Raw genomic sequence first — 13,049 nt, 5'->3', positions numbered from 1 at the left:
ATGAAAGCCATCCATTTTGGTGCCGGTAACATCGGACGTGGTTTCATCGGCTTACAACTTGTCAAGACGGGTTACGAAGTCTGTTTCGTAGATGTCAATACGACGGTCGTCGATGCATTAAAAGCACGCCATACCTATGAGGTCGGTTATGCCTCTGAACAAGGGGGACGTGAACGGGTCGACGGCGTAACGGCGCTCAACAGTTTGTCTGAACCGGATCAAGTCATTGCAGCGATTCGCGATGCAGATGTGATTACAACAGCTGTCGGTCCGAGCTTGTTGTCGAAAGTAGCTCCTTTGATCGCGGAAGGGTTACGTCAACGTGATCAAAAGACACCTGTCTACGTCATTGCGTGTGAGAACATGATTGGTGGGTCAAAACACTTGCAAACAGAGGTGGCGAAACATCAGCCGGTAGCGGAGAACTGGTATTTCCCGAATGCAGCGGTTGACCGGATCGTGCCGTTTCAGCATCATGAAGACCCGTTGTACGTCGAAGTGGAAGAATTCTTCGAATGGGTGATTGAAACGACTGGACTACCGGAAGACTATCCACGGATCGAAGGCGTCACCTATGTCGAGAACATCGAACCGTTCATCGAGCGGAAGCTGTTCACCGTTAATACGGGACATGCGATCGCTTCTTATCTCGGAGCACTATTCCATAAAGAGACAATCGCTGAAAGTTTAAAGGATCCACGCATCCGTCGTGGTGTCCAGACAGCACTTTACGAAACAGGATGGCTATTACTTGAAAAGTACGGCTTTAATCCGGTCGATCATAGTGCGTATATCCAAAAGAATATGAAACGCTTTGAAAACCCGCGGATTCATGATGAAATCATACGTGTCGCTCGTTCACCGATTCGTAAACTGAGTCCAAGTGACCGACTCGTCAAACCAGCAAAGGAATTGATGGAGCGTGGCATCGAAGCAGATGGATTAGCGCGTGGGATCGCAGCAGCTCTAACCTATTTCGATCCAAATGATTCAGAATCTTCAGAATTAAATGCATATATTACGAAACATGGAATCAAAGATGCGCTAAACGCGTATTTACAATTATCGGCAACGGATCCACTTGGATCTCGAATCATCGAACATTATGAAGCGATGCAACAACAAGTCAATTCGATTGCTTAAGAATAAGTGTTCTCAACACCTTTCACGGGATGTGAAAGGTGTTTTTGTATATCGAATTAAATGCGACGTGTCGTCATCGAAATGATCAGTTTTTGAAATTCTTCTATCACAATTTGATTACAATTTGTATATTAAATTTGGAATATTCGAAAACGAATATTTAGCGATTAAAATACATTGTACGCTATATGAACGGAACATCTCTATTCCGATTTTTCAGGTAAGAGAAGGTGATCATATGTTGAATTATAAAGTGAACGTATATAGATTAAACGGAGCACGACCAAAAACTACAAAAGGAACCGGACCAAAACATTTGATTTATTCGAGTCAATTTTCTTCGCGTACGCCAGTCCATTTATTGCATCAACTCATCTTGAATCGACTATTGGTTGAACAAGAAAAAAACCTTGATTTGACGTACACGATCGAAGTAAATGCGGTACTTGATCAATTCGTGATCGACGTCCGTGTCTTTTCGACAGATACGGTCAGTGTCCAAGTTGAGCGTGACTTGATTGAAATCATTGAACGCGAAGAAGTCCGTCATATCCCGGCTCTTGAAATCGGGAAACCTGATTTTGCTGAATTCGCCCACATCGTCTTAAAGGTGAAGGAAGGTGGACCACGCCTTTCACAAGAGGATACGCAACGAATTTTCAATGAGTCTGGTGTTCGAGGACGAATCATCCTGCACAAGGAGCGCATCGATAGTCATGAGCCCTCCCATTCGATTCAGTTGTTGATTGGTGGGGCCGAGAAGTGTTTGTATAGTCTTTCGCAATATCAGCTTGATCCACTCTTCCGTAAACATGGTTTGACGATTCAATCCTTGAATCTGTTACCGTTTGATTTATTCATGATTCGTGACAAAATTGCGATGCTGTCTTCGGCAGATGCTTCGCAACTGTGGATTGATGACATCACGACATCCAAGAACGGACGATCACATCAGATTTGTTTTAACGATGGGAATGAATGCATGACGGTCATCTGTGATCTTCATGGATCAATTCGTTCTTATAAGTGTTCGTGATGGTTTAACTCTTCTTCGAATAGGCTACATTCTTAACAGAGGTTCTAACGAAGGGGAGTCGAACAATCATGTTATCTAAACAACAGACGGAAGAATTCAAGCAACGGTTATTAAAGGAAAAAGAAAAGACGACATCAAACATCGAACAACGCGATACCGACTACGATGAAGGTGAATTGTCGAGTTACGATAATCATCCTGCCGATTCCGGCGATGAATTGTTCTTGCGGGAACGCGATCAAGCAATCACGGACATGCAAGAGGATATGCTTTCGGATGTGGACCGTGCCCTAAAAGCGATCGAGGACGGAACGTATGGCATTTGTAAGGTCTGTGGAAAAGAGATTGAGATTGAACGTCTTGATATCATTCCGGAAACGTTATTATGCATCGAGCATGCAAAAGAAGAAGCAGAACAAAACGAGAACGATCCCAATTCGCGACCAAGCGAAGAAGACGTACTGGATCCATCTGTCACAGCCCGCGGCAAAGACATCGACGGTGATACGGACGGATTCTCGAAAGTGAGTGACTTTGGTAGTTCTGATACACCGTCTGACCAAGAAGACGGAATTGACCCGACACGGTCTTGACCGGCAAAACATCTCCCGAAAATGGAGATGTTTTTTTCTCGAAAAAAAATCATAAATAGTTACCGGAATTTTTTGACTTTTCATATAATTTTGGTACGATGGTATCGAGAGGGCTGTTTTTAGCCTATATTAAAATGTAAGCGCATACAAGCATCCGTCTCACTGCTTGACCATTTTAGTTGAGGGAGGAAATAAAGCATGATTTATGACATTCCGAACAAGCAAGGGTCAAAGGTACAGTACAAGGAACGGTATGAAAATTACATCAATGGAAAGTGGACGGCACCTGTCGGGGGAGAATATTTTGATAATGTAACACCTGTTACCGGTAAAGTATTGTGTCAAGTCGCTCGTTCCGGTAAGGAAGACATCGAACTGGCTCTTGACGCAGCACATGCGGCAAAAGAAGCATGGGGGAAAACGTCTGTAACGGAACGCTCAAACATTTTAAATAAAATCGCGAATCGGATGGAAGAAAACCTTGAGATGCTCGCTTATGCAGAGACACTTGAGAACGGGAAAGCGGTCCGTGAGACACTCAACGCCGATCTACCGCTCGCAATCGATCACTTCCGTTATTTCGCCGGCGTCATCCGTGCCCAAGAAGGTTCGGTCGGCGAACTCGATCAAGATACGGTCGCGTATCACTTCCATGAGCCACTTGGCGTCGTTGGTCAAATCATTCCATGGAACTTCCCACTCCTGATGGCTGTCTGGAAACTAGCGCCAGCACTCGCGGCAGGGAACTGCGTCGTCTTAAAACCAGCAGAACAAACACCAGCGAGCATCATGGTACTCGTTGAGCTCATTGAGGATTTACTCCCACCGGGTGTTCTTAACATCATCAACGGTTTTGGTCTTGAAGCAGGGAAACCGCTCGCTTCAAGCAAACGAATCGCAAAAATCGCCTTTACGGGTGAGACGACGACAGGACGTTTGATCATGCAGTACGCATCACAAAATTTGATTCCAGTCACACTCGAACTCGGTGGGAAATCACCGAATATCTTCTTTGAGGATATCATGCAGGCAGACGATGCTTTCTTCGATAAAGCAATCGAAGGATTACTGATGTTCGCGTTGAACCAAGGAGAAGTCTGTACGTGTCCGTCGCGTGCCTTGATTCAAGAATCGATTTACGAACCGTTCATGGAACGTGTTCTTGAGCGCGTCAAAGCCATCAAGATCGGAAATCCCCTTGATTCGGACGTCATGATGGGTGCTCAAGCTTCGAACGAGCAGATGGAGAAAATTCTTTCATATCTTGAAATCGGTAAGTCAGAAGGCGCAGAATGTCTCATCGGTGGAGAGCGCAACATGCTCGAAGGGGATCTCGCAGAAGGATATTACATCCAACCAACGATCTTCAAAGGACACAATAAGATGAGAATCTTCCAAGAAGAAATTTTCGGACCGGTTCTATCGGTCACGACATTCAAGACGGAAGAAGAAGCACTCGAAATTGCGAATGATACGTTATATGGTCTTGGTGCGGGCGTCTGGACACGTGATATGAACCGTGCTTATCGGTTTGGGCGTGCGATCGAAGCAGGACGCGTCTGGACGAACTGTTATCACCAATATCCAGCTCACGCGGCGTTTGGTGGTTACAAAATGTCAGGGATCGGACGTGAAAACCATAAGATGATGCTCAACCATTACCAACGGACGAAAAACCTACTCGTTAGTTACAACCCGAATAAACTCGGTTTCTTCTAAGTCGGAAAGGACGTGGATGCAAATGGTGGAACGTGTTCAGGCGACAGCAGCTTGTTTAGAGTTAATCGACCAGTTGAGAGAAAAACACGGTCCGTTGATGTTTCATCAATCTGGTGGTTGTTGCGATGGCAGTTCCCCGATGTGTTTTGCGCAGGGTGATCTATTCCTGGGAGATCAGGATAAAAAACTGGGAGAGATCGGTGGTTGTCCGTTTTATATTCATGAAGATCAATATGAGTACTGGAAACATACGCAACTCATCATTGATGTCGTGGATGGTCGAGGCGGAATGTTCTCTCTTGAAGGTGTCGAAGGGAAACGTTTTTTGACACGCTCCCGTGCGTTCACGCAAGAGGAATACGCTGAACTATCAGCATCAAGCTAATAAAGGAATCAAACACGGTTTCGTCGATGCGACTTGTTCATTCAGGTCGCTTGTACGGAATCGTGTTTTTTGTTCGTATCACGACGTTCTAACAGGATAAAAGTTGGTAATGCGGCATAAGAACGGTATAATGAACTCATATTTTGACGAGAAGATAGTTCCACACTATGACATTATAGGGGGTCACCATGAAATATCCATTTTTAGGTTGGACAGGTCAAACGATCGGAGTGACGGCGCCCTCCTCCGGATTACGTGAACAGCAACAGGAATGGGTCGAACAAGCAGTTGAACAGGTACAAGCACGGCAAATGAACGTCCGTTTAGGCGAAACGATTTGGTCGCATCAACTTGCTGAGAGTGCACCGGTCAAACAACGCGCCGAAGAATTGAATCACATGATGACGGATGAGACGATTGATGCCGTCATCCCGCCATTTGGCGGGGAACGCGCCATTGATCTATTCCCCGAGTTGACGCTAGCTACTTACCAAACAAAATGGTTGCTTGGCTATTCCGATATCAGTACGTTATTGCTCAGTCTGACGCTTCAGACGGGAATCGCGACAGCACATGGTCCAAATTTCGTTGAGCTTCGAAGTGAAGAATGGGACGAGACGACAAGTGCCTGGCGACGGGTGCTCGCGACGCCAACTGGAGGAACCGTCACACAGTGGGCTTCCGATCGTTATCAACCCGAGTGGACTGATGAAGAACGTCCAGCAGGTTCGTTATTTCAGCTAACGGAAGCGACGGAATGGAAAGCACTTGATGAGCGAACCGAGGTGACCGGACGTTTACTTGGTGGATGTCTGGAGACGATTCGCCATCTGATTGGGACACCGTATGGAGATGTGCAGCGTTTCCAGCGTGAAGAAATAAACGGAGAACCGATACTCTGGTACTTCGAGGTGTCTGAAGCGAATTCGGCAGAGGTGCACCGGACACTGCGACAAATGGCGTATGCTGGGTGGTTTGACCATGCGGCTGGCTTTTTATTCGGGCGTACGTCTGCAAGGATTACAGAAGATCTGACATGGCTAGACGTGTACCAATATCTAGCGGATGAGACGGGCTTACCAGTCTTATACGATCTTGACATCGGTCATCAGCCGCCACAGTTGACGTTAATCAATGGAGCGACGGGTACGGTTCGTATTCAAGGAAAAGATTCACGAATCGATCTGACGTTCAACTAAAAAGGAGAGCACGCAATGGCACGTCGTAAGTTTCAAGCACTAGGCGTTTATAAACGCGTCCATATCAACCCGGAGACACGTCGTATGACGTTACCGGAACCATTTTACGATGCACTTCGTCTAGAAGATGAATTGCTGATTGCACAAGTCGGAGATGTTCTCGTCATGCGACGTCCGGGGGAGGTCGTCGAGACAGAAACAGATTTATTGAGCGAACTCGTAGAAGATGGATTCACGGGTACAGAGCTTGTCCAAGAGTTTGCCTACCGGCGTCAGCAACAAGAACAACGATTACGTCAACAAGTCTTGCAGGATGAAGAGGATGACCATGCTGCTCAACTGAAGATCGAGCTATAACGGAAAGAAGGAGTGGGGCAGATGCGTCGCAGAACAAAAATTGGAATCGGAGTCATCGGATCCGGATTAGTAGCAGCGAGTTATTATTTTTATGAGATGGCAATCGCCACGAATCCAAAGCCATTCTTATCGAATAATCGAGATTTAAGTGACGAGATGGTCCGATTGATGCAACCTGGTCAGACGTGGATCAAGGAGCAACCGCTTGAGCGGATCGAGATTGAAGCGAAAGACGGTTTAACGTTACGCGGGCATTTTCTTCCGTCACCTGTTCCGTCAGATCGGATCGTCATTCTCGTGCACGGGTACGGAGGCGTCGGAACGGATTTAGCCGGATTCGCCTATCTGTACCATCAGGCCGGTTTCCATGTCATGATGCCCGATAATCGTGGACACGGAATGAGTGACGGTCACTATATCGGATTCGGATGGCATGATCGGGAAGATTGTCTCAGTTGGTCGAATTATCTGATTGAACGGATCGGACAGGATGCGAAACTGTTCTTGCATGGGGTGTCGATGGGAGGGGCGACCGTATTGATGACGAGTGGCGAACAACTCCCACCACAAATCAAAGGAATCATTTCTGATTGTGCCTATACGTCCGTCAATGCTGTCCTTGCGTATCAGATGAAGCGGATGTATCGACTACCACACTTTCCGTTCTTAGGCATGACGAGCGTATTGACGAAGCTAAAGGCAGGTTATACGTTCCGTGAAGCATCAGCGTTGAAACAAGTCAAAAAAGCACAGGTACCGATTTTGTTCATCCATGGTGGGGCGGATACGTTTGTACCGACAGACATGGTATATGAGCTGTATGAAGCTTGTCCAACGGAAAAAGAGCTCGTCGTCATTCCAAATGCCGCTCACGCGATGGCCTATTTTGAGGATCCGGCATTGTATGATGATGTCGTCGAGAAGTTCGTTCGCAACATCTTGCGAAATGATTGACAACTCAGTTCGTTACCCGCTATATTAATATCATAAATCAACGTCGTCGTGGCGGAACTGGTAGACGCGCTAGACTCAGAATCTAGTGGTGGCAACACCGTGGAGGTTCAAGTCCTCTCGGCGGCATAAATGATTGAAGGAGGCAATCCCAGCAAGGGGTTGCCTTCTTTTTTGTTGCTGAATAGAAAACGATTACAACGAATAAAAATTCAGAAATATTTATCTTTTTAGAATTTTTCTGGTAAAATACGTTTTAAAGAGGGTACTCTTCAGGGAAAGTACTAAGTGAAGTAGACAATCTTTAACACATAGGAGAGGGGAAACAAACATGAAAAAAGGGAGTATCTTGCTAGCGCTCTTGATGAGCTGTGTTCTCGTACTTGGTGCATGTAGCATCGGTTCGAAAGAAGAAGAGTCGTCTGAAGGAAAGACTTATAAGGTCGGCATTGACGTCACGTATCCACCATTCGAATATAAAGACGGGGATACGTACAAAGGAATCGACATCGATCTCATGAAAGCAATCGCGAAGGATCAGAACTTCAAGATTCAATTTGAAGCGATGGACTTTAGCGGCATTATTCCGGCACTTCAAGCAAATCAATTGGACGTTGCCATTGCTGGTATGAGTATTACGCCAGAACGGAAGAAAGTCGTCACATTCTCGGATCCATACTTCAAAGCTGGTCTTATTCTAGTCGTCAAAGAAGATGAGAATGGTATTAAATCCGTCAACGATTTAAAAGGGAAAAAAGTAGCCGTCAAAAAGGGAACGACGGGTGCGAAATATGCAACGGATAACGCAGACAAACTGGGATTCACGGTCACACAGTTCAATGACAGTCCAGCGATGTTCCAAGAAGTGAAGAACGGTAACGCTGCTGCTTTGATTGAAGATTATCCTGTCATCTCATATGCAAACAAACAACAAAACCTTGGATTAAAACTTGTCGGAGACCGTCTCAACGGGGACAACTACGGAATCGCTGTCTTAAAAGGTGAGAACGAGGATCTGATGAAGAAAATCAACAAAGGACTTGCGAATCTGAAAGAAAACGGTGAATACGATAAAATCGTTGACACGTATCTGAAATAAGTCGCAAGGCGATAAGGGAGTGGGATAGCCAATGGAAGTGGTCAAAACCGCATTTCCATTTTTCTTGGAAGGGCTTCAAGTCACATTGTATATTTTCATCATCGCGGTCATCGTCGGCTTTCTGATTGGCTTAGTCGTCGCATTGATGCGGTTATCACCATCAAAAATCTTAAACGGGATCGCAATTGTCTATATTGATGTCATTCGCGGAACGCCGTTCATCGTTCAGTTATTCTTCATCTATTTTGGACTCAATTCGCTCGAATGGTTATCGATGGACCGGATGTATGCAGGGATACTGACGGTCGCAATCAATGCCGGTGCTTATTTTGCGGAGATCATTCGAGCTGGTATCCAGTCGATTGATAAAGGACAAACAGAAGCTGCGCGTTCACTCGGGATGACAGGGCGTCAAACGATGGTACAGATCATCTTACCGCAAGCATTCCGACGGATGTTACCAACGATTACGAACCAATCGATCATCAGCTTAAAAGATACATCGTTGTTGTCGATTATCGGAATCGCTGACTTGACACAACAAGGTCAAGTGCAGCAGTCAACGACGTTTGAACCATTCATCGTCTGGTCCGTCGTCGGATTGATGTACTTCGTCATCATTTATCTCTTGTCCGTAGTGGCGAAGTTCTTGGAACGGAGGTTTACATTACGATGAGTATCATAGAAGTAAAGAATCTAAAGAAATCATTCGGTTCGAATGAAGTCTTAAAAGACATCAACGTCTCGATTGCCGAAAAAGAAGTCGTTTGTGTCATCGGTCCGTCGGGATCTGGGAAAAGTACGTTTTTACGCTGTTTGAATCGATTGGAAGAGATTACAGGTGGCACGGTCATCGTCGATGATTTCGATATTACGAGTCCAAAGGTCGATATCAACAAGGTCCGGGAAGAAGTCGGGATGGTCTTTCAACATTTTAATCTCTTCCCGCATAAGACCGTGCTAGAAAACGTCACGCTTGCACCGATCAAAGTGCGTAAATCGGATAAAGAACAGGCGAAACAGCGGGCACTTGAACTACTCGATAAAGTCGGATTACGTGAAAAAGCGGATAATTATCCAGGTGAATTATCTGGGGGGCAAAAACAGCGGGTCGCGATTGCCCGCGCGCTTGCAATGAATCCGAAAATCATGTTATTTGATGAGCCGACGTCAGCGCTCGACCCGGAAATGGTCGGTGACGTGCTTGCCGTCATGAAACAACTTGCCCTTGAAGGCATGACGATGGTCGTCGTGACCCATGAGATGGGATTTGCTCGTGAGGTCGGAGATCGCGTCTTATTCATGGATGGTGGCTATATCGTCGAAGAGAACGTACCACAAGCATTGTTTGATTCTCCACAACACGAACGGACGCAATCGTTCCTTAGTAAAGTCTTATGATGGAACCGGCGTATCTAACTGCGGATACGCCGGTTTTTTAACGAATCATAAATAACTGACTAAGTGCTCATAAGAAAAACTTATACATTTAAGCGTGAGAATTTGGGAATTCGAAATGCACACACAGGAAAAGAGTAGTAATATAGTAACGAAGGCACTTTCATGGAAGAATGACACGATCATTCCTTCTCATGACGTTCAGCGTTTCATTCATGCAATTCCTTTTGAAAGCGCTAACAGGTAGAGGGCTGGAAACACATCGAGTATCCACTGGATGTGTGGGGAGAAATATAGAAACGGGGGGAACCGTACATGGCAGGCCACGAGCAAGATCAACAAGCATTCTATGGACCAAACCTTGGCTACATCATTGAATTGTACGAGCGTTTTTTAGAAGACAAGACATCCGTTGATGAGGAGACACGTGCTTATTTCGAAGAGCATGGTGCACCCGTGACGGAATCAGTCGTACCGATGCAAGTCGAGACAGGAGATTTCGAAAAATATCTTGCGGCGAATCGTTTAGCGGAACAAATTCGTGCAAAAGGACATCTTGCGGCGGATATCTATCCGCTGAAGGACCATCCGCGAGAAACAGGACTATTCGAATTGAGTCAGTACGGATTAACAGAGGCAGATCTTCGAAAAATGCCAGTCTCACTCGTCTGTCCTGAACCACCAACTGGTGTAAAGGACGCGTTTGAAGGCATTGAACACTTAAAGGCGCAGTACACGGGAGCAGCCGCAGTTGAGTTCCAGCATGTCGACGATCTCGATGAAAAGAAATGGCTTCGTCAGAAAATCGAGCAAGGTGCTTTGACAGCGACGCTAGACGCTGAACAAAAGAAACAGTTGTTCAAACGCTTAGCTGAAACGGACCTCTTCGAAAAATACTTGCACAAAACATATGTCGGTCAAAAACGCTTCTCGATTGAAGGACTTGACGCGATGGTGCCATTGCTCGACACGATCGTCGGACACCTCATCTCGAACGGGTCGGAGACGATTAATATCGGAATGGCACACCGTGGACGGTTGAACGTTTTGGCGCACGTACTCGGGAAGCCATATGAAATGATCTTTGCTGAGTTCCAGCATGCACCGAACCACGACCTCGTACCATCTGAAGGATCGATCGGGATCACGTACGGTTGGACGGGCGACGTGAAGTATCACCTCGGTTTAAACCGAAAACTCGAGCAAGAGACACGTAACGTGCGGATGACGCTTGCGAACAATCCGTCGCACCTTGAGTTCGTCGACCCAGTCGTCGAAGGCTTCACACGTGCGGCTCAAGATGATCGCTCACAAAAAGGGGCACCACGTCAAGAGCAAGCAGCAGCAGCTGCGATCCTCATTCATGGGGATGCAGCGTTCCCAGGTCAAGGAATTGTGGCTGAAACATTGAATTTAGCGAATCTCAAAGGATATAACACCGGCGGAACGATTCATATCATCGCGAACAACACGATCGGCTTCACGACGGAGCCGACGGACTCCCGTTCGACGCGTTACTCGAGTGATCTTGCCAAAGGGTATGAGATCCCAGTCTTCCACGTCAACGCGGATGAGCCGGAAAGCTGTCTCGCTGTCGCTTTGCTCGCGAGCGAGTACCGGGCAACGTTTAAGAAGGATGTCATGATTGATTTGATCGGATACCGTCGTTTTGGTCATAACGAAATGGATGAACCGATGAATACGAACCCGGTCTTATATGATTTGATTCATAAACATGATCCAATTCGTGTCCTGTACGGGAAAACACTTGTCGCGAGCGGGGATGCGACAGCTGACGAAATTCAATCGATTGAAACATCGATCAATGATCAAATGAAAGCGGCTCGTGAAAAAGTACCGAACGTCGAGAAAGAGTATGGTGGGGTCATGCCGGACGTCGTCTTTAAAGGCGTACCGACAATCGAGACAGGGATCTCGATCGAAACACTAACAGCGTACAACGAAGAATTATTACAGTGGCCGGATGGCTTCCAGGTGTTCCATAAACTTGAGAAGGTCCTGAAGCGCCGGACGGATGCGTTCTCGACAAAGAACGGAATTGACTGGGGACATGCCGAAACATTGGCGTTCGCTTCGATTCTCTCAGATGGAACACCAATCCGCTTGAGCGGTCAAGATTCTGAACGAGGAACGTTCGCACAACGGAACATTAATCTTCATGATGTGAAAACAGGAGAAGGCTTCTCGCCACTCCATGCCTTATCAACGGCAACTGCATCATTCTCGGTCTACAACAGTCCGTTGTCTGAAGCAGGTGTACTTGGTTTTGAATACGGTTATAACGTCTTCGCTCCGGAAACGCTCGTATTATGGGAAGCGCAATATGGGGACTTTGCGAACTCAGGACAAGTCATCTTCGACCAGTTCATCTCAGCTAGCCGCGCGAAATGGGGACAAACGTCAGGTCTCGTCATGTTGCTTCCGCATGGTTATGAAGGGCAAGGACCAGAACACTCGAGTGGTCGTTTAGAACGCTTCTTGACGTTATCGGGTGAGAAAAACTGGACAGTCGCGAACGTATCGAGTGCTGCCCAGTACTTCCACTTATTGCGCCGACAAGCAGCGATTCTCGGAAAAGAGGAAGTCCGACCGCTCGTCGTCATGACGCCGAAGAGTCTCTTGCGTCATCCGCTTGCAACATCGGATGTCTCTGAGTTGACGGAAGGTAGTTTCCAGCGTGTCATCGAACAATCAGGGCTCGGAGAAGCACCAGATCGAGTTAAACGTCTTGTGTTCTGTTCTGGTAAGATGGCAATCGATCTAGCGGAAGCCGTTTCAAAATCAGATGAGAATCTCGATTGGCTACAAATCGTCCGGGTCGAGGAGTTGTATCCATTCCCGGCGAAAGCCTTACAAGAAGTCATCGCGCGCTATGAAGCCGTCGAAGAGATGGTCTGGGTACAAGAAGAACCGAAAAACATGGGGGCTTGGTCCTTCATGGAACCTCGACTTGAGACAGTTGCACCGAACGGCATCCAAACCGTCCGTTACATCGGTCGTCGTCGTCGTTCGAGTACAGCAGAAGGTGATCCGTCAGGTCATAAAGTAGAGCAGGCACGTATCATCAATGATGCACTCACAGCGACTGCTTCTACTCCAACAGCACCATCACACGTATCAAATCACACATCATAACTTAAGATAGAAT

Annotated in this window: 12 protein-coding genes and 1 tRNA gene; all 13 read left to right on the top strand. The window is 46.6% G+C overall.

The genetic code is table 11. The annotated features are described in order from the left end of the window. The 13 genes from B3G15_RS07985 (at window position 1) to B3G15_RS07925 (ending at window position 13,036) form a co-directional block, all read left to right on the top strand. Window positions 1-1,143: a mannitol-1-phosphate 5-dehydrogenase gene (locus tag B3G15_RS07985; RefSeq protein ID WP_290719793.1), complete on the top strand. Its 1,143-nt coding sequence runs from the start codon at window positions 1-3 to the stop codon at window positions 1,141-1,143. A 238-nt stretch (window positions 1,144-1,381) separates the two neighbouring features. Continuing rightward, complete coding sequence (locus B3G15_RS07980) at window positions 1,382-2,179, top strand: hypothetical protein (RefSeq protein WP_050678284.1); 798 nt, start codon at window positions 1,382-1,384, stop codon at window positions 2,177-2,179. A gap of 68 nt (window positions 2,180-2,247) precedes the next feature. After that, window positions 2,248-2,772 carry a TraR/DksA C4-type zinc finger protein gene (locus B3G15_RS07975; RefSeq protein ID WP_023468557.1) on the top strand — a complete coding sequence of 175 codons (525 nt, stop codon included), beginning with the start codon at window positions 2,248-2,250 and terminating at the stop codon, window positions 2,770-2,772. Between the two features lie 198 nt (window positions 2,773-2,970). Continuing rightward, window positions 2,971-4,491 (top strand): aldehyde dehydrogenase, encoded by a 1,521-nt coding sequence (gene adh / locus B3G15_RS07970; RefSeq protein WP_214859903.1) that lies wholly within the window; start codon window positions 2,971-2,973, stop codon window positions 4,489-4,491. A gap of 22 nt (window positions 4,492-4,513) precedes the next feature. Then, window positions 4,514-4,876: a DUF779 domain-containing protein gene (locus B3G15_RS07965; protein WP_023468555.1), complete on the top strand. Its 363-nt coding sequence runs from the start codon at window positions 4,514-4,516 to the stop codon at window positions 4,874-4,876. A 188-nt stretch (window positions 4,877-5,064) separates the two neighbouring features. After that, window positions 5,065-6,075, top strand: a complete 1,011-nt coding sequence (locus B3G15_RS07960; protein ID WP_290719787.1) for a S66 family peptidase — start codon at window positions 5,065-5,067, stop codon at window positions 6,073-6,075. Window positions 6,076-6,090: 15 nt separating this feature from the next. Beyond that, window positions 6,091-6,432: a hypothetical protein gene (locus tag B3G15_RS07955; protein WP_023468553.1), complete on the top strand. Its 342-nt coding sequence runs from the start codon at window positions 6,091-6,093 to the stop codon at window positions 6,430-6,432. A gap of 21 nt (window positions 6,433-6,453) precedes the next feature. Next, complete coding sequence (locus B3G15_RS07950) at window positions 6,454-7,386, top strand: alpha/beta hydrolase (protein WP_029341930.1); 933 nt, start codon at window positions 6,454-6,456, stop codon at window positions 7,384-7,386. Window positions 7,387-7,428: 42 nt separating this feature from the next. Next, window positions 7,429-7,512: transfer RNA gene (locus tag B3G15_RS07945), tRNA-Leu, on the top strand. Between the two features lie 202 nt (window positions 7,513-7,714). Next, on the top strand, window positions 7,715-8,482 hold the full coding sequence (locus B3G15_RS07940; protein WP_023468551.1) for a transporter substrate-binding domain-containing protein: 768 nt from the start codon (window positions 7,715-7,717) through the stop codon (window positions 8,480-8,482). A 31-nt stretch (window positions 8,483-8,513) separates the two neighbouring features. Beyond that, complete coding sequence (locus tag B3G15_RS07935) at window positions 8,514-9,158, top strand: amino acid ABC transporter permease (protein WP_214859905.1); 645 nt, start codon at window positions 8,514-8,516, stop codon at window positions 9,156-9,158. Then, window positions 9,155-9,883, top strand: coding sequence for an amino acid ABC transporter ATP-binding protein (locus B3G15_RS07930; RefSeq protein WP_023468549.1), 729 nt, complete (start codon window positions 9,155-9,157; stop codon window positions 9,881-9,883). The genes B3G15_RS07935 and B3G15_RS07930 overlap by 4 nt, the downstream gene beginning before the upstream one ends. 312 nt (window positions 9,884-10,195) lie before the next feature. Then, complete coding sequence (locus tag B3G15_RS07925; protein WP_290719781.1) at window positions 10,196-13,036, top strand: 2-oxoglutarate dehydrogenase E1 component; 2,841 nt, start codon at window positions 10,196-10,198, stop codon at window positions 13,034-13,036. The last annotated feature ends 13 nt before the right edge of the window (window positions 13,037-13,049 follow it).

The sequence above is a fragment of the Exiguobacterium sp. UBA1053 genome (genome assembly GCF_002316465.1).
In the GTDB taxonomy this organism is placed as follows: domain Bacteria; phylum Bacillota; class Bacilli; order Exiguobacteriales; family Exiguobacteriaceae; genus Exiguobacterium_A; species Exiguobacterium_A abrahamii.
The sequence above is the reverse complement of the archived record's forward strand: the minus strand, read 5'-3'. Positions and strand labels throughout refer to the sequence as shown.